We start from the raw sequence: 25,253 nt of genomic DNA, 5'->3' as shown, positions 1-25,253 counted from the left end.
TAAACGTATTACGAGACCTTTTTAATAAAGTTTCAAAAAAAAACCGCAACTTTTAATTGTTGCGGTATATCTTAAAATAATTATTTTTATTTAATTGATTTAATGTATTGCTCTATAGCCATCGTCATAGAAGGTGCCTCAGGCGTAGGAGCAGCAATATCTAAAATTAAACCTGCGTCTAAAATTGCCTTTTGTGTAGTAGCTCCAAAAGCAGCTATACGTGTATTATTTTGTTTAAAATCTGGGAAATTAGTAAATAATGACTGTACACTAGAAGGACTAAAGAACACAATGACATCGTAAAACACTTCTGCAAGGTCTGATAAATCTGAAACTACCGTTTTAAATAAAACAGCTGGTGTAAAATCTATACCTTGCGATCTTAAAAATACTTCTGTTGCTTCTGCAGCAACATCAGAGCATGGATATAAAAACTTTTCTCCGCCGTGTTTTTTTAGAACATCAGCTAAGTCTTTTGGCGTTTGTTTTCCGAAAAATATTTTACGCTTTCTGTATTGGATATATTTCTGAAGATAAAGTGCAATAGATTCTGATATACAAAAATACTTTAAATCTGCGGGTACTTCATACCTCATCTCTTCACAAACTCTAAAGAAATGGTCGGCTGCATTTTTACTGGTAAGGATGATGGCTGTAAAATCAGGAAGATTTACTTTATCTTTTCTTACTTCTTTTGCAGGAACACCTTCAACATGAATAAAAGACCTAAAATCTATCTTTAGGTTTAAAGATGCTGCCAAATCAAAATAAGGTGATTTCTTACTTTCAGGTTCTGGTAAAGTAACTAATATACTTTTTACCTTCTTCTTTCTGTCTTCCGATTGAGATTGCATAAACCTTTTATTATATATTGAGTGCTTTAATGATTATTAAAACGGGACAAATTTCAAAGGTGCAAAGATAGAGAAATAAATAAAACTTTGAAAGCCTGTAATTTGATAAGATTTGTACCGCTACCCGAGCAAATTGAAGTACTAAAATTATTCCTACAAAGGCTGCTGCTATAGCTAAAATCCAGTTACTTTCTTTAAATACTGTTAAAATTAAGGTTATGGTTAAGGGTATAAATAAAATAGCGACGTTAAAAAAAGTAAGATAAATAACATTTACGTACTCTCTAACTAATTTTCTGACTTGGAATACAAAGCCCAAAAAGCGGAGCAGTAATATTTTTAAACCTAAAAAAAGGCCTAAATAAAAAGCTATACTCAAAAATAAAGGAAAACCTGTAAAAGAGAATCCTCTTCCATATCTTATGATGAACAGATAAAAAAACATTCCAATAATAAGAGCATATAAGATGTATGAGAACAAAAAGAACCAGGAAGTAAATATGTTATCCTCTTTATTAATTTGTGCGAGGACTCTATTATCATAAAAAGCATAAAAAACAGTCCCCATTTCCTTATTGAATATCATTCTTAGCAAAGCAAACAACAGCAGTAAAAATAACATTGCAAAAAGCACCCAAGAATCTAATTTCGGGATGGTTTTACCGGTGCCATAACTGGCATTTTTTGCCTTTAAAGATTTGTCGTGAATATATTTTGATAAATCTTTGATGATATATTTTTTGAGCATTAGTTGCACAAAAAGATTCTCTCGGTTAGGGTCTGGCTTTAGATAATGCCAAGTGATAGAGTCTCTGGTCTGTTTAATTTTAGCTTTAGTTAGCGAGTCTTGCAAACGATAGTCTTGATAGGTATTAAGTTTCAAGCTATCGGTTCTTTTAGGTAAACTATCTTGTACAAAACTACCCTTAGCTAGCAAGCCTGTACACAAGAACAAAAAAAGCAAAAAGCTAAACCTCAACATTAAAAATAACTAACTATACCAAAGTGTATTTTACCTCGCTGCAAATCTAAGGGAATATTTTGTTGTTTTCCTAAAGCATAATTTAAAGATACAATACCCGCTTTGGTTTGAAAAGTAAATCCAGCACCAAAGCTAAAAGGGTAATCAGTTAATTTTTGGTTATTGATATTAGATTGTAGATAAGCATGTTCATAAAAAAGATTCAAAAAAGAACGTTGCTCTAAGAAATACCTATACTCTAAAGTTTGGATACTGTAAGCATTTGCTAATAAGGATTGCTCATCAAAACCTCTAAAAGTTTTTATCCCACCTATTCTAAATACTTCATTTTCAAATAAATTATTCCCACTTATTAAAGCTGTTTGATTGTGTATATAAATATTTGAACGCTTACTTAATGCTAGATAATAATTAAAATCGGCCATGAGCTTAAACTGACTACGCCCGGTACTGGCTAAAGAGTCGGCCTGTAGATTTCTTTTTCCGGCACCAAAATTTAAGTATATTCTATAGCCCTTTGTAGGGATGATTTTATTATTAAGTGTTTGTAAGTTACTTTCTAAACCGTAAAAAATAGTTCGCACATTTCCGGCTGTACTATTGGTTTGGTTGAGGTTTGTAGCTACTTGATTTCCTGTAAAACTTTCTACAAAGAACCCTAAGCTTTTATCTGCATTGTATTGATAAGCAAAGCCTAAACGAGCATTAAGATTTAGGAAACTACTATCCCTTTTAAAGAATGATAAATTGCTAAAAACACCAATTTGGGTATTCAAAACATAAGGATAGTTGAAGCTTAAATTTAGTTCTTGAGATTGTGCTGGTAAACCTCGATAATTAAAATCTAATAACTCGCCACGTTTAAAAGCATTTTGTAATTTCAGCTTAAAATCTCCTGTTAATTGTAGTTTTCCGGTGGCATTATCAGGCAAAAAACCAATTACACCATCAAACTGGTTGGCGTTTTCTTTATCCATGAAAATGTTAATTTTAGCATAATCTCCAGAAAAAATAACCTCGGTAGCTTTAACTTGTTTAGCAAAAGGCAAATCTTTTAAACGCCTATCTATATCAGAAATTTTAGCTTCATCATAAGCATCACCTTCTTTAAAACCCAAATAAGCATGTAAATATTTAGGATTAATTTTAGCAGACCCCACCAATCTTAAGGTATCTATACTAATTTTTGTGCCTGGTAAACCAAAAAGTTTTGCGCTTATTTTTTCCTGTTGGATGATGATGCTATCTAACCAAACTTGGGCAAAAGGGTAACCATGGCCTTCATACCAGTTAAGTAAATCACTTTTTATGGTACTTATTTGTTTGATATCCCAAAACTCATCTTTAAAAAGTTTTTCTCTAAATCTAATGTCAGACAAAATTTGCGGCTGTATATTTCCATTACTGATGCTAGCTGCCTGATAAGGTTTCCCGCTTTCTAAAACAACCACTAGTTCTTTATTCTTCCATGCATAATCTTTTACAGTTGCATTAAAATAACCTCTAAACTGAAGCTGATTGATGATGGTATTTACCTCTGTAAGCGTACTTAAAGAATCTGTAAAGTTTGTAGTATAACGTATTTGTTGCTCTTTAGGAAGTCCTGATAATTTAAGTTGAAAGGCTTTTTCCTGCGCCTGTAATTGGACAGAGATGAATAATAAAAACCATAATCTTCTCAACATTTATCTTCTGAAACTTATGAATGAAGTAAATGTAAGATTTTAAGGTTAAAAAAGGGAGTGTACTGATACGCTGAAAATAAAACACAATCGCTTTCATATATATTGATTGCAATTTCATAAACCTGAACAACCTTACCCAACATATCCTTACATTTGCAATATGGCAGGCATTTATCTTCATATTCCTTTTTGTAAACAGGCTTGCCATTATTGCGATTTTCATTTTAGCACTTCTTTAAAATATAAGGATGAAATGCTGGCGGCTATCCTTAAAGAAATTCAAATACAAAAAAACTATCTGCAACAAGAAAAAATAGAAACCATTTATTTTGGTGGTGGTACGCCTTCTATACTATCTGAAACAGATTTAAACCATATTTTCCAAACCTTATATCAAACTTTTGAAATAGCAAAAGAGGCAGAAATTACGCTAGAAGCTAATCCGGATGATTTAACCTTATCTAAAATCAAAGCTTTAAGAAACACCCCCATCAACCGTTTTAGCATTGGCGTACAATCTTTTTTTGAGGAAGATTTGAAATGGATGAACAGGGCGCATGAAGCTAAAGAAAGTGAATATGCTATTAAAACTGCCCAGGATGCTGGTTTTGAAAACATCACTATTGATTTAATTTACGGTTACCCTTTGTTAAGCGATGAAAAATGGCTGGCTAATATTAACCAAACGCTGGCATTGGATATTCAACATATTTCTTGTTACAGCATGACGGTTGAGCAAAAAACAGCTTTAGCTTCTTTTGTACAAAAAGGTTTGCAGAAGCCTATGGATGATAGCCAAAGTGCCCAACAGTTTCAAACTTTAATGGCTAAGCTAGCAGAACAGGGCTTTGAGCATTATGAGATTTCTAACTTCGCTAAAAATAAAAGCTACTCTAAACACAATACCAATTATTGGAAAGGTATCAAATATTTAGGTATTGGCCCATCAGCACACTCTTTTAATGGCATAAGTAGGCAGTGGAATATCGCTAATAATGCAAAATATACGAGTTCTTTAATGCAAAACTCTATTCCTTTTGAGATAGAAGAATTGAGCTTTGCTAACCGTTTTAACGAATATGTGATGACGGCTTTAAGAACCATGTGGGGTATAAATTTGCATGATGTTATCAATAATTTTGGTGCCGATGCTTCCGAAAGTTTAAAGCAAAATATAGAAGAATTTGTTACCAAAGATTGGGTTAAGTTTGTAGAAAATCATTTCATTTTAACACCCAATGGCAAGCTGTATGCAGACCATATTGCTGCCGAACTTTTTATAGAAGACCATGAATTTTAAAAATAAAATTGTTTGGATTACTGGCGCTTCCTCTGGTATAGGAAAAGCATTAAGTATTATACTTTTTCAGCAAGGTGCTAAGGTTATTTTATCTGCCCGTAGCAGAGAAAAACTGTATGATTTAAAGCAAAAACTAAAAGGCAATCCTTTAGATATTCATATCCTACCTTTAGATTTAGAACAAAAAGAAACTTTAAGCCAAAAAGCAGAAGAAGCTTGGAAAATCTATGGTAAAATAGATATCCTATTCAATTGCGGAGGAATTAGTCAGCGTTCTTTGGCCTTAGAAACCACAACCGCTACAGAAGAAAAAATCATGAATACCAATTATTGGGGGACGGTTTTATTAAGCAAAGCGATAGTTGCTAAAATGGTAAACCAACAAAGCGGACATATTGTAGTTATAAGTTCTTTGGTGGGGAAATTTGGCACCCAATACAGAAGTTCTTATGCCGCATCTAAGCATGCTTTGCATGGCTATTTTGATTCTTTAAGGAATGAAGTTTACCAACATGGTATAGCTATTTCTATTATTTGCCCTGGCTTTATCCGTACAGATATTACCTTAAACTCTGTTACCGGGGATGGCTCTCTTTACAACAAAATGGATAAAAACCAAGAAGAAGGCTTATCTGCTTTAGACTGTGCTACACAAATTTTAAAAGCTGTTGAGGGTAAAAAAGAAGAAGTATTAATAGGCAAAAAGAGAAATTTGGTGTATTGATAAAACGTTTCTTCCCAACTTATTTCTCTAAGATGATTAGAAAAAGAGAAGTGATTTAATATTTAAAACACTAACAGTCAATAATTTACAAATGTTTTTCATTTTTTAAAATCCAGTGTTTGTTTTACAGCGTAAATGCTCCCAAACAAACAAGAAGAAAATGAAAAAAATATTTTTAGCAGCATTTGCCTTAGTAGCTATGGCAACTGCAAATGTACAAGCACAAGAAAACCCAATGGTAGGTGGCGCACCTATGTATGCCTCTAAAGACATTGTAGATAACGCTGTAAATTCTAAAGACCACACTACTTTAGTAGCCGCGGTAAAAGCTGCTGGTTTAGTAGAAACTTTAAAAGGTAAAGGTCCGTTTACGGTATTTGCACCAACCAATGCTGCTTTCGCAAAATTACCTGCCGGAACAGTAGAAACCCTAGTAAAACCAGAAAACAAAGCAAAATTAACCAGCATTTTAACCTACCATGTATTAGCAGGTAAATTTTCTGCTGCTGATGTAGTTAAAGCTATTAAAGCTGGAAACGGAAAAGCTACTTTTACAACTGTTAATGGTGGTAAATTATATGCTTCTTTAGATGGCGATAAAGTAAAACTTTGGGATGAAAACAAAGGAACTGCTTATGTTACCATTGCAGATGTTAATCAAAAAAATGGCGTTATCCATGTAATTGATAGCGTAGTATTACCAAAATAATTTTTCGTAATAGTGATGTGGGTAAAAGCCTGGCTGTAATAGCTGGGCTTTTTGGGTTTTAAAATGGATATCATTTATTATAAAAAAAACAGTTTGATTAATATCTCCCCTTATTAAAGTGAATTCCTTAAATTTAATAAAGTTTTTTCGCGTTCTATCTCGGCAATTAATTCTTCCTCGGTAGGTAAATAAGGCAAATATTTGGTAGCAAAAAGTTGTTTATTTTCTGCCAGTACAGAGTATTTGGCTATGGTTTTATCAGTCTCGGTACATAATAAAATGCCTATGGTTGGGTTATCTGTGGTTTGCTTTTTTAAATCGTTATACATACGCACATACATGTCTAGCTGCCCTACATCCTGATGCGTAATTTTAGTAGTTTTGATATCAATAATTACAAAACATTTTAAAATATAGTTATAAAACACCAAATCGATATAAAAATCGCTGGTTTCTGTTCTTACCAATTGTTGGCGCTCTACAAAAGCGAACCCCTTACCTAGCTCTAAAATAAACTTTTGTAAATTATCAATTAACGAGCTTTCCAAAGCTTGTTCTGTATAACCTAAATTATTAGGAAGGTTTAAAAATTCTAAAACAGCTGGGCTTTTTATAAATTCAAAAGCATCTTGTTGTAGGGATTGAGTTTTCTCTTGCATTTCTGCTTCAACAGGTTCTTTTACTTGTGATGATAAAAGCCTATGGTAATATAAGGTAGAAATATTTCTATCTAAAGTGCGTACACTCCACATATTTTGTGCGGCTTCTTCTAAATAATATTTTGAGCATCTTTATTAGTTACGCTCATAATTAACTGAAAATGAGACCAACTCAATTTGGCAGACAGTGTCTGCCAAATCTCAGTATCAGGAAAAGTGAGATAGAATTGCCTAAAATTACGGATATTCCTTTCAGAAAAACCTCTGCCAAATTCATCAGAAAGTTCCTTAGAAATAGTTTTTATAATGGCTTTTCCATAATCAGCTCGGTCTTTACCATTCTGCTCTTCCAAAACAATCTTCTCGCCTATTCTCCAATAAGCTTCTACCATAGCTGTGTTTATAGCTTGGTAGCTTCTTTGCCTTGCTTGAGCTAAAATTTGTTTTATCTCTTGTATGTATTGCATAAATTATCAAAAACTAAATTTGCTGACAGTATCATGTGATAATGATGAATCTTATTTGTATCTGAAATGAGCTAATTCTTTAATTATCATAGCCCTATTCTTATTCATAGAATCCAATATTAATGAAATTCTATTGCTTAGAATAGCTTTTTAAGAAAAAAAAATAAAGTAAGAAGTTAATAGATAGGGAAACGGTAATATGACAACAATTTAACCTAAAAACTTAATAGCTCGCCTTACAAACTTTTAACTTTATCAATCGTTAACAATGAAACATTTGCAGCAATGAGAGGATACGGTTTTTCTAAATTTTCTGAAGAAGAATTGCCTAAAGGTGGGTTTGAACAACTGCTTAAGCTTTTTCTTGAACTTCTAAACTATACCGCCGGAGACGCCAACGAAGCTTTAGCTTGGCTTAACGAGTTGGATAAGCAACACAAGCTTACCAATAACGATTACGGCATGGGCGATTTTATTGAAGACCTCAAGAATAAAGGTTATTTAAGTGATGATGACCCTAAAGGTGGTTTTAATATTACTGCAAAGACCGAGCAAACCATCAGAAAATCTGCCTTGGAAGAAATTTTTGGTAAGCTTAAAAAATCTGGAAAAGGTAATCACAATACCAGTAGTTCTGGCAGCGGTGAAGAGAAAAATGCCGATAGAAGAGAATATCAATTTGGCGATAGCTTAGACCAGATAGATATGACCAGCTCTATCCATAATGCACAAATCAATCATGGTATCCATGATTTTATGATGACCGAGAAAGATTTAGAAGTAGAGGAAAGAGATTATAAAACCCTAACTTCTACAGTCTTGATGATAGACATATCTCACTCCATGATTTTATATGGGGAAGACCGTATTACACCCGCAAAAAAGGTGGCTATGGCGCTGGCAGAGCTCATCAGTACCAAATACCCAAAAGACACTTTAGATATTGTTGTTTTTGGTAACGATGCATGGCCTATTAGTATTAAAGATTTGCCTTATTTACAGGTTGGCCCTTACCATACTAATACTTACGCAGGTTTAGAATTGGCTACCGATATTTTACGCAGAAGAAAAACACATAATAAGCAAATCTTCATGATTACAGATGGGAAACCTACCTGTTTAAAAGAAGGTTTAAAATATTATAAAAACAGTATCGGGCTAGACAGAAAGGTGATTAACAAAACCTTAACCATGGCAGCCCAATGTAAAAAACTAAATATCCCTATCACCACTTTTATGATTGCCCGCGACCCTTACTTACAACAGTTTGTAAGACAGTTTACAGAAGTAAACGGCGGCAGAGCTTTTTACAGCTCTCTAAAAGGCTTAGGCGAATATATTTTTGAAGATTATATTAAAAACAGAAGAAGAACAGTAAGGTAGGGGTGTGGATTAGTTCATTGGTAATTGGTCGATGGACAATGGTCAATAGTCAATGGAAAATGGTCAATGGTCCATGGGCGATGGACGATGGTCGATGGTCAATGGTCGATGGACGATAGTCAATGGACAATGGTCAATGGTCGATAGTCAATGGGCGATGGTCAATAGTCAATAGATAAAAAACCATGCAAAGCCTAACCAACTAACCAACTAAAACCTAACAAACTAAAAAAAACATGACAACATTAGGAGAACTAAAAAAATCGGGATACAAGAGCAGATCCATTAAGGAAGAGTTAAGAGAGAATCTCATTAAAAGATTAAAAAGTAAGGATTTAGGTTTTGAAGGCATCATTGGTTTTGAAGATACCGTTCTGCCTGATTTACAAACGGCTATATTAAGCAGACATAATATTTTGTTATTAGGTTTAAGAGGACAAGCAAAAACACGTATTGCTCGCTTAATGGTTAACCTTTTAGATGAATATGTACCTTATATTGTAGGTTCTGATTTGTATGACGACCCCTTGAACCCTATCAGCTGGTTTGGTAAACATACCATAGAAACTATGGGTGATGATACGCCTATCGCGTGGTTACACCGTAACGATAGGTATACAGAAAAACTGGCCACGCCAGATGTTACCGTTGCAGATTTAATTGGCGATGTTGACCCTATTAAAGCTGCTACGCAGAAATTAAATTATTCTGATGAAAGAGTAATTCATTTCGGACTAATCCCAAGAGCGCATAGAAGCATCTTCGTGATTAATGAATTGCCAGATTTACAAGCCCGTATTCAAGTAGCCCTGTTCAATATCCTTCAAGAAAAAGATATTCAGATAAGAGGTTTTAAATTACGCTTACCGCTTGATGTGCAGTTTGTATTTACAGCTAATCCAGAGGATTATACTAACCGTGGTTCTATTGTTACGCCTTTAAAAGACCGTATAGAAAGTCAGATTTTAACACATTACCCTAAATCTGTAGAAATATCAAGAAAAATTACTCAGCAGGAAGCCGCCCTTACAGATGAACAACGTTTAATAGAGGCAGATGGCTTGGTAAAAGATTTGATAGAACAAATAGCTTTTGAAGCTAGAAATTCTGAATATATAGATAAAAAATCTGGTGTATCGGCTCGTTTAACCATTTCTGCTTATGAGAATTTAATCTCCCATGCAGAAAGAAGAATGCTGCTGAATGATGAAAAATCTACTTTTGTACGCATTACAGATTTCTTGGGCGTTATACCAGCCATCACCGGAAAAATAGAATTGGTTTACGAAGGAGAATTGGAAGGCCCAGCAAAAGTGGCTAATATCTTAATTGGTAAGGCAATACGTACGTTACTAGCTACTTATTTCCCAGACCCAGAGAAGATGAAAAAATCTAAAACTGGGAATTTATATGCCGAAATCATCAATTGGTTTAGTGCGGGTAATACCATCCATATTTTAGATCATTTAACGCAGAAAGAGTACGAAAAGCAATTAAACAGCGTTCCTGGTTTAAAAGATTTAGTAAAGAAAATACATCCATCTTTAAGTAAAAATCAGCATCTATTATTGATGGAATTTGTTTTACATGGTTTGGCCGAATTTTCTTTAATTAGCAAAGGCTTTTTAGAAACTGGTTTTGAGTTTAAAGATATGTTTAACAGCTTATTCACTGCCGAGTTTGAAGACGATGAAGAAGATTATGATGATAATTATTAACAATTAAATGGGCAGAATATATTCTTTAATCATCATTTCCATTTTACTAGTGGTTTTTGATGTATATATCTACAACGCAATTCGTAGTATTTTCCCAAATTGGTCTACCCAAAAGAAAAAGCGTTTCAGAAATATTTGGTGGGGTTATACCATCGTTTTACTGATTGGTGTCTTGATATCGATATTTTTCAATATCAAACTGGGTATTCGCTCTGTTACTTTAGTAGCGTTTTTCTTAACCTTCGTCAGTAAGTTTTTCTTCATCCCTATTCTGTTGATAGATGATTTTAGAAGGCTCATCATCTGGTTTAAAAGAAAATCAAACAAAAAAGAAGTTGCTGTAGAAAAGGCAGGAAACAACATCAGTAGGTCCGAGTTTTTAGTAAAAACAGGAATGGCCGTTGCTGCTATTCCTTTTGGTACATTAAGTTGGGGTATTGCTTCTGGCGCACATGATTATCGTATCAAAAGGCAAACCTTAATTTTACCAAACTTGCCTAAAGCTTTTGATGGTATTAAAATAGCGCAACTTTCTGATATACACTCGGGTAGTTTTTACAATAAAAAAGCTGTTTTAGGTGGTGTAGAAATGTTGCTGAATGAAAAACCAGATATTGCTTTCTTTACCGGCGATTTGGTAAATGGTAAAGCTTCAGAAATGCGAGATTATCAGGATATTTTCTCGAAATTAAAAGCACCTTTAGGTGTATTCTCTTGCTTGGGTAATCATGATTATGGCATGTATGAAAAATGGCCATCACAAGCTGCACAAGATAAAAACCATCAAGACATTATTAAAACCCACAAAAACATGGGTTGGGATTTATTGATAAACGAACACCGTAGCATAAAAGTTGATAACGAAGAGATAGGTATTTTAGGTATAGAAAACTGGGGTGCTGGGCGTTTTCCTAAATTTGGAAAGATGGAAGAAGCGGTAAAAAACACTGATGACTTAGCGGTTAAATTGCTACTATCTCACGACCCATCGCACTGGAAAGCTCAAGTTTTAAAAGATTACCCTCAAATAGATGTGATGTTCTCTGGGCACACCCACGGTTCGCAATTTGGGATAGATACAGGTGATTTCCAGTGGAGCCCTGTTCAGTATATTTACGAGCAATGGAAAGGCTTATATCAAGAAAACAATCAACAGCTATATGTTAACGTAGGTTTTGGTTTTATTGGTTACCCAGGCAGGGTTGGAATGTTACCTGAAATCACGATATTTGAATTGAAGAGCGCTTAAAACATGCTCTAAAACGATGATGAACCAGCTTAGAAAATTCCTTGATTTTTTACTGTTCAGTAATGTTTTTATTGCTTTAGGCGCTGTTGCACAGGGTTTAGTTACTTATCATTTATTAAATATAAAGCCAGTTTATACCATACTGGCTTTCTTATTTTTTGCTACCCTAACCATTTACAATTTCAGTATCCTGATTCAAAAACCTCAGGACTATTTAAACTCGCCCTACCGCAGGGTACGATGGATTTTTAGTCATTACCGATTAAACATTTCTATTACTTTAATTGCAGTACTTTCCTTAATCCCCTTATTCTTCCTGTTAAGCTTTGCCTCTAAAGTATTGCTATGCTTGCTAGGTTTAGTTTCTTTTGGCTACTCTTTACCCCTTTTTAGCGTTAACAATAAAAAGTTTGGCTTAAGAAATATCCCCGGCTTAAAGCTATTTTTAATTGCTACGGTTTGGTCTGTAAGTACGGTTGCTTTGCCTATTTTAGAAATTAACGAGTTACACATCAGTTTTATCTCTTTACAGGATACCACTTTGCTTACGGCAAAAAGATTCTTATTTGTAGCCGCCATTACTGTCCCTTTTGATATTAGAGACCTTTTTCAGGATAAAAATTCAGATTTAAAAACCATCCCCACAATTTTTGGAGAAAACAAAGCTTACCTCTTTTGCCAATTTTTGCTGGCTTTATACCTGGTAATGCTTTTTGTTTTTAACGATGGCTTTAATGCTAGTTTTTTTGGTTTGATGTTTACCATAGTGCTGGCTGGTTGGCTCATCCTAAAATCTACATGGGAGAAAAACGAGTATTATTATTTCCTTTATTTGGATGGCACTTTAATTTTACAATACTTGATGTTGTTGCTTTTTAATTTATCGATATGAATATCATCCCTATTAAAACTATCAATATAAAAGGTAAGGCAGAGCGTTTGGTTGCCGACCATCAATCTACCCGAACGGCTTACAATAAAGAACCCATTAGTTCCCCTGATATTTACCTCACCCTAACAGGTTTTGAAGGCGATACCGTGGTGCATACCAAATACCATGGCGGTAATGATAAAGCTATTTGCTGTTACAATGCCGATAGATTTACATACTGGAATGAAATCTTAAATCTGGATTTACAAAGCGGTGCTTTTGGAGAAAATTTAACCTTAGCGGGCGATGATGCGCTAGAAGAAAATGTTTTTATTGGCGATAGGTATCAGCTAGGTGAAGCTGTGGTTGAAGTTTCTGAGCCACGTGGGCCATGTTATATCATCGGTATTAGGCACAATTTAAAGCAGTTTCCGGCTTTATGCCAAGAAACAGGCTTTACAGGTTTTTATCTGAGGACAATAAACCCCGGAAAAGTAAACGTAACCGATAAATTGGTTAAGATATATAGTCACCCAGCTAAAATTTCTGTGATGGATGTTAACCGTATCCGCTATCATGATAGTAAAAATAAGACTTGGTTAGAAAAATTAGTTGTTTTACAAGAGCTTACTGCCGAGTGGCGAGAAAAGTTTCAAGTGCTATTAAACAAGCTGAAATAACTATATATATTTAAATTCTTTTGCTCTTGCGATAGCGTCTTCTTTATTATTTACCTGTAATTTGATATAAATATTTTTGATGTGGAATTTTACTGTATCCACACTAATATCTAGATTTACTGCAATAGATTTATAACTTTTACCTTCTGCAAGCTGTGTTAAAACAACAGTTTCTTTTTTAGATAGTGGATTTTCAATAACATTTTTTTCAAAAGACTTTACTATCATTCTAGCGATATTGGCGCTCATAGGAGCACCACCTTTAGAGGCCTCGTCTAAAGCCTTAATCAATTCTTGGTAGCCGTTATTTTTGGTAAGATAACCTATTGCTCCAGCACACATGGCTTCAAAAACGCGTTCGCTATTTTCAAAAACTGTAATCATAATGATATCAATTTTAGGGTATTTATTTTTGATAATAGATGTACCTTCAATACCACTCATCCCAGGTAAGTCAATATCCATTAAAATAATATCGGGTCTTAATTTTTTAATATTTTTGATAGCGTCTTCGCAGTTATCATAAACTGCTATAACTCTATAATTTTCACTACTATTGATCAGTAGTTCAAATCCTTTAGAAACATCGCAATTATCTTCTATGATGATAATTTCCTTTTGTAAGTTCATATTAATCTTTAGAGGCTAATGGAGCCCAAACAGTAAATATTGTTCCTTTATCCAACTGAGAGATCATATTTAAAATACCTCCAATTTTTTTTATCCTATTATTGATGTTATTGATGCCGCGTTTGCAAACTTCAGTATCGGTAAATCCTGTTCCATTATCAGAAAAATAAATTTCTATCCCAGCATTAAACTCTTTCATCTTAAAAACTATCTGCGATGCATTAGCGTGTTTAGCAGCATTGGTCATAATTTCTTTGAAAATATAAATCAGTTGTCTGCTTACAGTGGCGTTAAACCTGAGGTTGTTTTCTGGCTTTACAGCCGATTCTGAATTAAAGCTGACGCCTAATTTTACAAAGAAATCTTCTCCAAAGTCTCGCAAATAGATAAACAGTTCATCTGCATAATCACTCTTAAAATCTATAGACCAAATAAAATCTTTTGTACCATGATAAAGCTGCATTGAACGCTCTTCTATATTATGCAATAGCTCTTTGATTTCTTCTTTATGATCTTCCTGATGATTAATTCTTAAGCTTATAGATTGCGATAGAATGGTTATACTAGCCAATTTATTACCCATTTCATCATGAAAATCTCTAGCTAGCTCATTCCTTAATTTACTTAACTCCTCTGTTTTTGATTTAATTTTTTCTTCTAACTCTTGAATTCGTTCTTGCTTTAAGCTTTGTATTTTGTGGTTTGCTTTTTCTAGTACTTTTTTAAAAGCGATGATTAATCCTGATAAAAAAACAATAACAAAAACATAAGTAAAAACATTATGTGTTGATGTGTTCTTGATTATATAATTTTTAAAGGCAAAAGTTTGATTAATATCTAAGATGTATAGGGTTATCATAAACACAATCACAAAACCCGATAAGATATTACCTACTGTGATATTGGTAAACAAATAGGCACAAACAATTAATAAAAGCAGCCATATATTATCAACTGAATAAATACCACCCGTATGATAAACGCTTACCAAAACTGGCAAGGTACAAATAAACATGAAAAAGCCTAAAGAACTACTTAAATCAGACTTTAGTCTGAAATAAATGGCAGCAATTAAAAACCATATATAACCTAAAAGATTGGTTGTAATTTTAACATGATCATGACTGTGGAAGGCAAAAAAGTAAACAAGGTAAAAGATCAGAAAAACATTAGTAACCACCAATGCATAGGCAAAAATTACTGCTTTTTTGTAATCTTCATGCAGAGGATCATTAAGTTTAGGATGAATTAAATATCGAATTATGCCCATTTTTTATAACACCTAAATTATAAATCCTTGTATATAAAAAAACTACCCTTTTTGGGTAGTTTTTATCTAAAATAAGCAACCTAACTTTATAGCACTATACTCTCATAAATTATGAAACCATTCTTTAACAACAAAGGATATAAAGTTTATCGTTTTTTCTCACTTTTATTCGGCTTTATAAAGTTTATCTTTGGTATGCTCAGGATAAATTAAAGCTTAATCATTAAACCTGAAATCTGTACCCTACTCCACGTACTGTTTGTAAAAACTGCGGGCGGTCTGGGTTATCTTCTATTTTCTTTCTTAGCCTTACAATGTGCATGTCTAGCGTTCTGGTATTTACATCAGAGTTGTAACCCCAAACTACCATCATTAAATCATCTCTGCTGATGATGCTGTTTATATTTTTCAAGAAATAAAGTAAAATTCTGTTTTCTAGAATAGTCAGCTCTATTTTCTTACTGTTCTTCAATAAAGAATGTGTATTGGGATGATGCTCCATATCGCCAAACTTGCTAATTTCAGATTTATCGTGGCTAACCACATATTTAATCTTACTATCTAGCATGGCTACCAAAACATCCATATTGAAAGGTTTGGTCACGTAATCTGAAGCTCCAAAATTATAAGCATCTATTTTATCTGGGTCTTGTGCTTTAGCGGTCATCATGATGATGAGATTCTCAAAACCTTTAGCTCTCAATGCGGCACATATTTCAGAACCTTGTTTACCCGGTAGCATCCAATCTAAAAGTACTATAGCAGGTTGCTCGGTTAAAACCATTTCTTCTGCCAAGTTGCCATCCGCACATTCTACTACTTTATATCCTTCTGTTTGTAAACGATGAGAAACTAAAAATCTAAGATTTTCATCGTCCTCAATAATTGCTATTTTAATGTCTTTTTGCATAATTATCTATCGTATGGCAAAGTTATTTTAAAATGCGAGCCTATACCGGGCCTGCTAGTTACGGTAATATCACCATCCATAAAATTAACCAGTTCTTTACAAAAGGCCAAACCTAAACCTACACTACCTTGTTGGTTGTATTGGCTCTGGATGCGATAAAATTTCTTAAATATATTCTTTATTTCTTTACGGTCTATACCAATACCTTTATCCTCAAAAGAAAATATAATGTTTTTCTTGGATTTATAAATGCTGATTTTAAGGAATTTGCTTCCCGGATTGGCATATTTGTAAGCGTTCTCTATTAAATTATCAAACAAACTACCTAGTAACAACGGATCTGATTTAAAAGTTTCAACTCCTTTAATTGATAAATCAATTTCGTAGTCTGCATATTTAATTTGAAAAGAATCTATAATGTTTTGAGCAAAAATCTCGAGATTTATTTCTTCATTTTTGAGTTTAATAGCTCGGTTTTCTATTTGCGTGAAAGATAATAGCCTATTCATCAAATCATTCAACCTATCAGCCTCTTCATCTAAAATTTTACCATAATGGTTTTTTTCTCTTTCTGTTAATTCTTTGGCGCTTTTAATATTGTTACCAGCAATTTTAATAACAGAAACAGGCGTTTTAAACTCGTGAGTAAAATTATTTATGAAATCATATTGCAGTTTAAATAGCTTTTGATTGATGTTTAAATTACGATAAATGAGAAAAGTAATCAACGCTAAAATGCAGTAAATGAAAAATACACCAAAGGCAATAGGCATAAACCTTCTACCAACTTCTTTAATTAAAAAATCCTTCTCACTAGCGAAATAAAGCTTATAATCTGCAAAAGGACCTGATAAAGAAATATCAGTCGTAAGCAAATTAGGCTTCTCTAAAATAGGATCAAAAGATTGCTTTCGAATATTTATAAATTGATAAATCTCTGGATGAGTATTTTTAATCACTAACTGATAAGGATTAAGCTCAAAAGTGAAAATATCTTGTTGATACCTTGGAGAAAGAGGCAGCTCTTTTAGCATCAAATCTTTATAAACCTTTATTTCTTCTCTCCTAGGTACGTTCATATAGGTAATACGATTAGGAATAATATTATAAAAAGTTTTAAAGATAATTTCTTCTGATAAAGCCTGTGTAGTATCTGCTTGCTCTATATAATTACCAAGTTTTAAGCCAGCTTTGTTAAGCTCTTCCGCATTATTTAAAGATAAGCCTCCAGGGTTTGAGTCATCAAAAATAACAATAGAATCTTTTGAGATATTACGCCCATACCTAAAAACATTTTTTATCCCTAAGGAAAGCTTCCCCAGTGTTAAACCATCCTCTATGGGCCTATTACTAATTTGAGCATCATAAAAAATAATACGGTCTACAAAACGGTATTGCTGAAGAACAGAATCTGCGTACTTAGAGGCAGAAGCAGAATCTAAATATCCTTGGTAAAAAGAAACTTCTGGAACAGCATTTTGGAAAAAGGAGTTGTAAGGTGCTATGGTTTGCTCTAAAACTTCAATCTTTTTAGAGGAGAACTCGTTCTCTACATATTTTCTTGTAAAATTATAGCCTAGAAAAAGTGCTACAATTAAAGAAACAGAAATTAAAACCATAAAAACTATAATCAAGAGGAAGTTTTTACGATATCTTAATTCTTCTGCCTTCATTTATTTAGAACGATTTAGATATTTATCAAAAAATAAATCTAACTGAGCGTAAAAATTTATTCTACTCTTCTCATCACTTAAGTTATGTCCTTCATTTTCATTTACAATATAATTTACTTCAACATTATTCTTACGAATTTCTTTCACAAACTGGTTAGTCTCACTTAAATTCACCCTCGGATCTTTACCTCCTTGCCAAATAATAAGTGGCGTTTTTATTCTATTGGTTTGAAAAACGGGCGACGAATATCGTAAGTATTCAACATCCTTTTCGGGGTTACCAATAATCACATCCAACATTTGTTGGTAAGGCTTATAATAAGCGGGGAAGCCTTTTAAATAGGTAAATAAATTGATGTAACCAGAATAAGAGGCGGCACAAACGTACATTTTAGAATTATAAACCACTTGGTTTAAGGCAGAAAATCCCCCAAAACTATAACCAAAAATGGCAATACGATTAGCATCGGCTATATCTTCCTCAATCAGCCAATTAACGCCATCCGTAATGTCATATTGAATGTTTTTACTCCAATTTTTAAAGCCTTCTTTTAAAAATGCTTTCCCAAAGCCTGTTGAACCTCTAAAATTAATTTGAAAAACAGCATAACCCCTATTAGCAAAAAATTGTACCTCAGGAGAGTAAGCCCAAGAGTTTTTTAGGTTTGGGCCGCTGTGTGGATAGATAATTACAGGTAAATTTTTAACCCCTCTGCCTTTAGGTAAGGTTAAAAATCCTTCAATTTCTAAACCATCTCTGTTTTTAAACTTTACATGCTTCATTTCGCACATTTCAGATGGTTTAATATCAGGGTTTACATCTGCCAGTTTCATTAAATTCTTATCTTCTAAATTGTAGAAATAATATGAACCCGGGTCTTTATCTGTAAAAGTTCTGATGATTAAATGTTGCTCTTTTTGATCTTTGTGTATCAACCTTATTTCATCACCATTTAACTTCTTTTTAATATCAGCGAAAGCGCTCTTTAATTGCTCATCAAAAAAATAAATTTCTCTTTTTGGATCTTCAAAAACAGCAAAATTTAACGATTTACCTTTTCTAGAATAACTCACCTCTAAAACATCTCTCTCTTTATTCTCGTACCAAACTTTGGTTTCTTCGCCTGTTAAACAATTAAGTTCTACCACAGCTTTCTTATCTCTATTGATATCAGAAAGCGCAAAAATATGGTTGGCTTTGCTACTTAAACCAATAGGCTTTAACGTACTTATAAAATTGCTAGATTTTATTGCTTTAAAAGCTTTACTTCCCTTTTCGCGGTAATACAAAGTTTCGGTTACACCATCGCTACCTATAGCCATTCTTATCTCGCCATCGTTATCTGCAATCCACTCTACAATGCTACCTGGGTTTTTTTCTATCATCACCCTTTTACCGGTTTTTAAATCCAAGTTATAAACATCAAAATTCTCTGGATTTCGCTCATTAATAGCTAAAAGAATATCATTAGAATCGTGTTTTAAATAATCTAAGAAATTAACTTTTGTACCCGGTTTAAGAGACACTTCTACAGTATTGCTACCATCATAAACAGAAGAAAAAGCTGAAAATTTTCTCTTGCACCATTATCTTTATAGTACAGCAAATGCGTGTTACTAGCCCAAAAATAGTTGCGTACAGATTGGTCTGTAAAAGAACTTATTCTAAAAGATGCTTTTGAGGTTAAAGATTGTACGAAAAGGTTAAGCTTGCCTTGGTAAGGTTTTAAATAGGAAATATACTTACCATCTGGAGATATTTGGAAATTAGATTGCTGAGGATTTTTAAAAAAAGTTTCTACAGAGACTTTAGCCGGTTTTTCTTCGGTACTACAAGAAACCAGAAAAATAAATAAAATAATCCAGGTAAAATTTTTAAAAAACTTCTCATCATCACTTAATAATCTGCTATCGCTTTCAAAAATTTAAAATAGCTAAAACAAGGCATTCAACGCTATACATTTTAGTAACATTTAAAATACAACTTAGGCTCTCTAATTCATCAAAAACCGTAAATATCATATAATTATTCCTAATTTAGTAGAAATGAGAATAAAGAAGCTCATATTACTATTTGCCTTTCTAAGTTGTTGCACTACATTGTTACAAGCGCAGCAAGAAAATGCTATTATACAGGCACAACAATACTTCTTCAATGGCGATTATCAGAACGCTATTAAACTTTACCAGAAGCTTTACCAAAACCAGCAATATCAAGATTTTATATTCGATAATTACTTTAACAGCCTTTTAAAAATTAATGATTTTGATGAAGCTACCAAACTGGTAAAAAAACGTATCAAAGAAGAAGGCAACTCGCCCAGTTTATTATTCTACCTAGCCCTTATCCAACAAAATAAAGGTAATGCTGCCGAAGCTGATAAAATTTATGCAGATGTGATTAAAAACCTCCCGGCAGATGTTTTTACCATTAGCGCCATTGCCAGCAACTTTTACAACAACAATAATATTGAGATGGCCACCAAAACCTTCTTGGCAGGTAGAAGGCTTTTAGGTAATGACACCCAATTTAGTATAGAACTTATTAATATTTACCGCTACACCAAAGATAAAAACAACCTCTCTGCAGAAATTCTTAACGTTTTAGAAAGTACCACAGAATATTTGCAGATGGCAAAATCTAGCCTGCAACGTACTTTTGAAAACACAGAAGATTATCAGACATTTAAAACCATCCTCATCAAAAAAGTCCAAAAAGCGCCACAAAATATAGCCCTTTCAGATTTACTAGCGTGGACATTTACCCAACTTAAAGAATATGATTTAGCGCTTGTCCAAACTATCGCTCTTGATAAAAGATCACAAGATAACGGCGCTAAAGTATTTGCTTTAAGTAATATCATGGCAGATAATGAAGCTTACGATGCTGCCATAAAAGGCTATAACTATATCATAGAAAAGGGTAATAACAACAGCTATTATGCCCCATCAAAACTAGAACTGCTTAAACTCCAAAAAGAGAAACTATTAAACAGCAACCACAGCCCTAGCTTGGTCGACTTGCAAAAACTAGCCAACAGCTATGAGGATATTTTAGAAATGCTGGGTAAAAATGCTCGTACTATAAAAGCTATATCAGAACTCGCTCGCTTAAAAGCTTATTACCTTAACCAAGTCCAGGAGGCCGAATTACTTTTGGAACTCGCCCTAGATACCAAAGGACTTAATCCAGAAGATTTAGCCGAATTAAAAATAGAACTGGCAGATATTTATACGCTCCATAAAAACTTTTGGGATGCCTCTCTCATGCTTGGTCAGGTAGAAAAATCATTCCCCAACCACCCATTAGGACAAGAAGCTAAGTTTAAAAACGCAAAAATATCTTTCTACAAAGGCGATTTTAAATGGGCAAAATCACAATTAGACGTTTTAAAAGCTTCTACATCGCAACTTATTGCTAACGATGCCCTAGATTTAAGCTTACTCATACAAGACAACACTTTTGAAGATACCAGCGGAAACGCCTTAAAAGTTTATGCCCGGACAGAGTTTTTGCGCTTTCAAAATCTAAATAACCAAGCCTTAAGCTTATTAGACAGCTTAACAAAAGCTTATCCAAGCCATGCCTTAGATGATGATATTTGGGTTTCCAAAGCTCGCATTTTCAGCAATATGAAACAGTTTGAACAAGCCGCAAAAGCTTATGAAACCATTATAGAAAAGCATAGCCAAAGCATTTGGGCAGACGATGCCCTGTTTAACCTCGCCCTTTTATATCAAGATAAACTCAACAACACCCCAAAAGCTAAACAATGCTATGAGCAGCTTTTAGAGAAATTTCCCGGCAGTTTATACGTGGTAGAAGCCAATAAAAAATATCGTTTACTAAAAGAAGCTATTTAGTTTTTGAAGCGCAACAGCAGTGCAAATCATTTACTTTGTTCCCGCTATCCGCTATACTCCTCGCTGCCCTCTTAAAATCGGGCGCTGTGGGGTGCCGCTGCTATCGGGGCTAAAATGTGTAGGTACTGCTATTTATTAAGCATCCAAAAACTTACCTTTGCAACATGATTATCTATAATGTAACTTCTATCATAGAAGAAAATATTCAACAAGAATATTTAGAATATATGCATAACATCCATATGCCAGAAGTACTCTCTACAGGCAAATTTTTGGATGCTAAACTATTTCTCCTTACCGAGCCGCAAAACGAAGGCATTACCTATTGTGCCCAATATTTTGCAAAATCTAAAGAAGATTTAGTGTATTACAGAGCACATTACTCGCCCAAATTACAGGCAGATATCAAACAAAAGTTTGGCAATAGCCTACTTTCTTTCAGAAGCGTTTTAGAACTTACACCAGCTACCCTATGAACTTTATAGAAACACCCATCAAAGATTTATTAGTTATAGAACCTAAAGTTTGGAAAGACGAAAGAGGTTACTTTTTCGAAAGTTTTAACCAGAAAACATTCGCCCAGGCCGGCATTAACTTAGAATTTGTACAAGACAACCAATCTTTTTCCCAAAAAGGCACTTTAAGAGGTTTACATGCTCAAGCCAATCCTTTTGCACAAGGTAAATTGGTAAGGGTTATACAAGGTAAAGTGTTAGATGTAGCGGTAGATATCAGAAAAAACTCGCCAACCTACGGCCAATACCATGCTATAGAGCTAAGTGCCGATAATTTTAAAATGTTTTGGGTACCACCAGGCTTTTTACACGGTTTTGTAACCCTAGAAGACCAAACCATATTTGCTTATAAAGTAACCGGCTTTTACGATAAAGACTCAGAAATTGGTGTCATGTGGAACGATCCAGACTTAAACATCGATTGGAAAATTAAACCCGAAGAAGCCATCTTATCAGAAAAAGACCAACAACTTCAGAATTTCAGAGATTTGAAAGCGTTTTTTGATTAAATAGAGTTGAGAGTGAAAAGAACCTATTGCTTCAACAACATTATATCACTTTTAGTTCATACTTGTCCTCAAAAAATTCATTTAATATATTTTGGTCTGTCTCTTCGATTAAAAATTTCCTTTCTTTTTCTGTCAGTTCACAAACCCCAAAATTTTAATGTAATTTCCGTTCAATGAATAATAGTCAGAAGAGTAGGGCTTGCTTGTCGTCTTAATGTAATACCAAAAGATGCTGGATTCCATTATCTTTTTTATGATTTTCATTTCCGTCTCTGAACTACCAATTACCGCAAGTCCGTTGTAAAAAAGCAAGTCGGCATCAGAATTAATGATGAAATTTGGTGTCCTGTCCGAGTACTTAGGGAAGAACATTTTGTTTTTAATCTTCTCTAGTGATTGCGTTCGACCAAAAGCAAACCAATTTTCATAGTTTCCATTTCCTTTGTCTCTTTCTGCTAAAATCTTTCTTTTGTTTTGCAGATATTTATATGCTTCTGGAAAACTTTCTTTCATTAAATCTTCATCAAGAAGCTTAGGTTTTTCTTGTTGGTCGTAAGGGAAAATCACTTTCTCTTTAAGGTTATTTAGACTAACCTCTCTGCTTAATTTATTAGAGTTTACAATATCTTTACAAATGCCTTTTTCAATCTTGTAAAGATTTCCATTTTGTAGATAGAAATAGTTCTCGTCTTCGTCAACTGGTCTAAAAATATAAATATCATTCTTTAAGGTCGCTATACCGTGTCTCGTTTGATATAATTCACCAAATGGAATTCCTGTTGACTCAATTTTTGATATTGTTTTGTTGTCTTTTAAATTCCAACCTTTTTTAGAGTCAAGAATGTCGTATTTAATTTTCTTAAAAGAGAGTTTATCTGTCAGCTGTTTTGTTTCTGATTCCGTATATGAAATAAATTGCTGTTCCTTATTTTCAATAAAACATATACAAGTATAGGTGTTCTTGGATTTAAAAACTTGTTCAGAGCCAAAGTCTATAATTGAAATAGCAAGTTCTTTTCTTTGAAAATAGTCTCTTAAAGCCCTTCCATTCAAACTTTTGAAAAATGAATTCATAGTGATGAATCCTAGTATGCCATTTTCAGACAAACTCTCAATTGCAATTTGAAAGAATGGAATGTATAAGTCGGAGTTACCCGATTTACAAACCTCCCAATCCTTTAGTTTTTCTTTTGTTTCTGAGTCAAGATTTCTTGCACAAACGTATGGAGGGTTTCCAAGTATGATTGAAAAACCATTGAATTCAGTAATTTTAGTTGTCCAATCAAAATCTAAGGAATCACCTTGAAATAAGTTGAACTGTAATTCTTCAATATCTTCTCCTGATTGCAAAGCCAATAAGGAGAGAAGCAACTTAGTTCGATTAACTGAATACTCTTGAATATCTAACCCGAAAATATTATTTCTAAAAATTTCAGAGTAGGTTTTATCAGTTCTATTTTTTAATTCAATGGATGCATTAAATAAAAATCCACCACAGCCCATTGCGATATCAGATATTTTAATAGAATTATCTATGGCATTGATTTTCTTAAACGCTTCGAAAACGATAAAAGTCCTAATGTTTTGAGGTGTATAAATCGCACCATTTATAATTCTGTCCACAGGAGAGATAACAAATTCAAAAAGCTCAATAAGTTCTTCGAATCCAAATACTTTTGTATCTATATAAATCGCTGATACAAATTCCAGAAGTGATGAGTGTTCCTCCTTATTTTCGCTAACAATTAAGTATGCCTTGATTAATTTATTTTTCTTCGGCTTTAATTTATTGATTTCAAGAAATGCAGAAATAATAAGCCTGTCCACATCTTTTGGAGTTGTAGAATATTGACTTAAATATTTGAATGCGGTTTTCAAAATTTATAAAGATTTATAATATTCATCTAGTTCATTTCTGTATAACGTATAATGAAACGCACTCTCTTTTGCTTTTTCAATTATTGTTTTATGTTGTTGAGAATTCGGGTCATACTTTTTAGCTTCATCAACGAGGAACAAAAATGATATTCGTAGTTGATTTAATTCCCACAATAACTTTACACAAAAATCTCTTTCGTCAAACTTAAAACCAACTTCAACCATCCACTTGCCTAAATCAGTTAGCCACCTGATGCTACCTGATTTAGTTCTATAAATATGTGTATCATATATTGCTAAGGTGGGGTCAACAAATCCTTTATTATTTAGATTAGGTATCTTTTCATCATTTGATGGCCATTTACTTGATTTGATATTATTACAAAATTTGCAAGAATAAACAAGGTTGTCATATTGGCAAAAACCAATGTTTCCACTTTTTGAAAATAGTGATTTAGGAACAAAGTGGTCTACTTCGAAATAAGTATGGCTAAAACCATCATAAGAACCACAATATCCACAGTGCTTATGAAAATCCTCTCTTAAGTCATCCTTATGTTGTGACCAATTATCACCGATTGGATTTTTTGTAGGAAATGGCCTTCTTTTTGGTAATTTAATCCTTACTGTCATTCTTGTTATTCTCTAATAATGATTTAATATACGCCTCAGCATCTAACCTTGCTTTAGTTATTTTATCAAGATTATCTATTGAAATTAGAG

Annotated in this window: 23 protein-coding genes; 11 read left to right on the top strand and 12 right to left on the bottom strand. The window is 33.4% G+C overall.

Annotated features, from left to right (window positions below; translation table 11 throughout):
- Nucleotides 1–86: 86 nt before the first annotated feature.
- The 3 genes from FYC62_RS16015 to FYC62_RS16005 all read right to left on the bottom strand — a co-directional run bounded on the left by FYC62_RS16015 (nt 87) and on the right by FYC62_RS16005 (nt 3,521).
- Nucleotides 87–854, bottom strand: coding sequence for a uroporphyrinogen-III synthase (locus FYC62_RS16015; RefSeq protein ID WP_039450078.1), 768 nt, complete (start codon nt 852–854; stop codon nt 87–89).
- A 10-nt stretch (nt 855–864) separates the two neighbouring features.
- Nucleotides 865–1,737, bottom strand: coding sequence for a DUF4271 domain-containing protein (locus tag FYC62_RS16010; RefSeq protein WP_205943736.1), 873 nt, complete (start codon nt 1,735–1,737; stop codon nt 865–867).
- A 98-nt stretch (nt 1,738–1,835) separates the two neighbouring features.
- Entirely contained in the window at nt 1,836–3,521 is a 1,686-nt protein-coding gene (locus tag FYC62_RS16005; protein WP_149075661.1) for a ShlB/FhaC/HecB family hemolysin secretion/activation protein, read from the bottom strand.
- 160 nt (nt 3,522–3,681) lie between these two features.
- Between FYC62_RS16005 and hemW the strand changes: the two genes are divergently transcribed.
- The 3 genes from hemW to FYC62_RS15990 all read left to right on the top strand — a co-directional run bounded on the left by hemW (nt 3,682) and on the right by FYC62_RS15990 (nt 6,254).
- Nucleotides 3,682–4,821, top strand: coding sequence for a radical SAM family heme chaperone HemW (hemW, locus tag FYC62_RS16000; protein ID WP_149075660.1), 1,140 nt, complete (start codon nt 3,682–3,684; stop codon nt 4,819–4,821).
- Entirely contained in the window at nt 4,811–5,545 is a 735-nt protein-coding gene (locus FYC62_RS15995) for an SDR family oxidoreductase (RefSeq protein ID WP_240534763.1), read from the top strand. The genes hemW and FYC62_RS15995 overlap by 11 nt, the downstream gene beginning before the upstream one ends.
- A gap of 160 nt (nt 5,546–5,705) precedes the next feature.
- The gene (locus FYC62_RS15990) at nt 5,706–6,254 is read left to right on the top strand and encodes a fasciclin domain-containing protein (RefSeq protein WP_149075659.1); all 549 of its coding nucleotides are present in this window, start codon (nt 5,706–5,708) and stop codon (nt 6,252–6,254) included.
- 113 nt (nt 6,255–6,367) lie between these two features.
- On the opposite strand, the gene FYC62_RS15985 is transcribed toward FYC62_RS15990, so the two are convergent.
- Both FYC62_RS15985 and FYC62_RS17725 read right to left on the bottom strand, forming a co-directional pair.
- A complete protein-coding gene (locus FYC62_RS15985) occupies nt 6,368–7,006 on the bottom strand; it encodes a PDDEXK nuclease domain-containing protein (RefSeq protein ID WP_240534762.1) in 639 nt (212 codons plus the stop codon).
- A 17-nt stretch (nt 7,007–7,023) separates the two neighbouring features.
- Nucleotides 7,024–7,380 (bottom strand): DUF1016 N-terminal domain-containing protein, encoded by a 357-nt coding sequence (locus FYC62_RS17725; RefSeq protein WP_240534761.1) that lies wholly within the window; start codon nt 7,378–7,380, stop codon nt 7,024–7,026.
- A 285-nt stretch (nt 7,381–7,665) separates the two neighbouring features.
- Between FYC62_RS17725 and FYC62_RS15980 the strand changes: the two genes are divergently transcribed.
- The 5 genes from FYC62_RS15980 to FYC62_RS15960 all read left to right on the top strand — a co-directional run bounded on the left by FYC62_RS15980 (nt 7,666) and on the right by FYC62_RS15960 (nt 13,281).
- Nucleotides 7,666–8,763, top strand: coding sequence for a vWA domain-containing protein (locus tag FYC62_RS15980; RefSeq protein WP_039450046.1), 1,098 nt, complete (start codon nt 7,666–7,668; stop codon nt 8,761–8,763).
- A gap of 236 nt (nt 8,764–8,999) precedes the next feature.
- Nucleotides 9,000–10,481 carry an AAA family ATPase gene (locus FYC62_RS15975; RefSeq protein WP_149075658.1) on the top strand — a complete coding sequence of 494 codons (1,482 nt, stop codon included), beginning with the start codon at nt 9,000–9,002 and terminating at the stop codon, nt 10,479–10,481.
- 7 nt (nt 10,482–10,488) lie between these two features.
- Nucleotides 10,489–11,730: a metallophosphoesterase gene (locus tag FYC62_RS15970; RefSeq protein WP_149075657.1), complete on the top strand. Its 1,242-nt coding sequence runs from the start codon at nt 10,489–10,491 to the stop codon at nt 11,728–11,730.
- A 16-nt stretch (nt 11,731–11,746) separates the two neighbouring features.
- On the top strand, nt 11,747–12,622 hold the full coding sequence (locus FYC62_RS15965; protein WP_149075656.1) for a UbiA prenyltransferase family protein: 876 nt from the start codon (nt 11,747–11,749) through the stop codon (nt 12,620–12,622).
- The gene (locus FYC62_RS15960; protein WP_149075655.1) at nt 12,619–13,281 is read left to right on the top strand and encodes an MOSC domain-containing protein; all 663 of its coding nucleotides are present in this window, start codon (nt 12,619–12,621) and stop codon (nt 13,279–13,281) included. Before FYC62_RS15965 ends, FYC62_RS15960 begins: the two co-directional genes overlap by 4 nt.
- Here FYC62_RS15960 and FYC62_RS15955 read toward each other — a convergent pair whose 3' ends face one another.
- The 5 genes from FYC62_RS15955 to FYC62_RS15935 all read right to left on the bottom strand — a co-directional run bounded on the left by FYC62_RS15955 (nt 13,282) and on the right by FYC62_RS15935 (nt 19,291).
- Nucleotides 13,282–13,911, bottom strand: a complete 630-nt coding sequence (locus FYC62_RS15955; RefSeq protein ID WP_039450034.1) for a response regulator transcription factor — start codon at nt 13,909–13,911, stop codon at nt 13,282–13,284.
- A gap of 1 nt (nt 13,912) precedes the next feature.
- Nucleotides 13,913–15,181: a sensor histidine kinase gene (locus FYC62_RS15950; protein WP_149075654.1), complete on the bottom strand. Its 1,269-nt coding sequence runs from the start codon at nt 15,179–15,181 to the stop codon at nt 13,913–13,915.
- A 223-nt stretch (nt 15,182–15,404) separates the two neighbouring features.
- Nucleotides 15,405–16,091, bottom strand: a complete 687-nt coding sequence (locus FYC62_RS15945) for a response regulator transcription factor (protein ID WP_039450028.1) — start codon at nt 16,089–16,091, stop codon at nt 15,405–15,407.
- A gap of 2 nt (nt 16,092–16,093) precedes the next feature.
- A complete protein-coding gene (locus FYC62_RS15940) occupies nt 16,094–17,764 on the bottom strand; it encodes a sensor histidine kinase (protein ID WP_149075653.1) in 1,671 nt (556 codons plus the stop codon).
- Nucleotides 17,765–19,291 carry an alpha/beta hydrolase family protein gene (locus tag FYC62_RS15935; protein ID WP_149075652.1) on the bottom strand — a complete coding sequence of 509 codons (1,527 nt, stop codon included), beginning with the start codon at nt 19,289–19,291 and terminating at the stop codon, nt 17,765–17,767.
- A gap of 519 nt (nt 19,292–19,810) precedes the next feature.
- Here FYC62_RS15935 and FYC62_RS15930 point away from each other — a divergent pair.
- From FYC62_RS15930 to rfbC, 3 genes are all read left to right on the top strand, one after another.
- Nucleotides 19,811–21,628: a tetratricopeptide repeat protein gene (locus FYC62_RS15930; RefSeq protein ID WP_149075651.1), complete on the top strand. Its 1,818-nt coding sequence runs from the start codon at nt 19,811–19,813 to the stop codon at nt 21,626–21,628.
- A 164-nt stretch (nt 21,629–21,792) separates the two neighbouring features.
- The gene (locus tag FYC62_RS15925; protein WP_039450022.1) at nt 21,793–22,104 is read left to right on the top strand and encodes a DUF4286 family protein; all 312 of its coding nucleotides are present in this window, start codon (nt 21,793–21,795) and stop codon (nt 22,102–22,104) included.
- A complete protein-coding gene (gene rfbC / locus FYC62_RS15920; protein WP_149075650.1) occupies nt 22,101–22,652 on the top strand; it encodes a dTDP-4-dehydrorhamnose 3,5-epimerase in 552 nt (183 codons plus the stop codon). The genes FYC62_RS15925 and rfbC overlap by 4 nt, the downstream gene beginning before the upstream one ends.
- A 132-nt stretch (nt 22,653–22,784) precedes the next feature.
- On the opposite strand, the gene FYC62_RS15915 is transcribed toward rfbC, so the two are convergent.
- Both FYC62_RS15915 and FYC62_RS15910 read right to left on the bottom strand, forming a co-directional pair.
- Nucleotides 22,785–24,530: an HsdM family class I SAM-dependent methyltransferase gene (locus FYC62_RS15915; RefSeq protein WP_205943735.1), complete on the bottom strand. Its 1,746-nt coding sequence runs from the start codon at nt 24,528–24,530 to the stop codon at nt 22,785–22,787.
- Nucleotides 24,531–24,533: 3 nt separating this feature from the next.
- On the bottom strand, nt 24,534–25,163 hold the full coding sequence (locus FYC62_RS15910; RefSeq protein ID WP_149075649.1) for an HNH endonuclease: 630 nt from the start codon (nt 25,161–25,163) through the stop codon (nt 24,534–24,536).
- Nucleotides 25,164–25,253 lie beyond the last annotated feature (90 nt).

Source organism: Pedobacter aquae (assembly GCF_008195825.1).
GTDB lineage: Bacteria > Bacteroidota > Bacteroidia > Sphingobacteriales > Sphingobacteriaceae > Pseudopedobacter > Pseudopedobacter aquae.
Note: the sequence above shows the minus strand (reverse complement) of the source record. Positions and strands in the feature narration are given on the sequence as shown.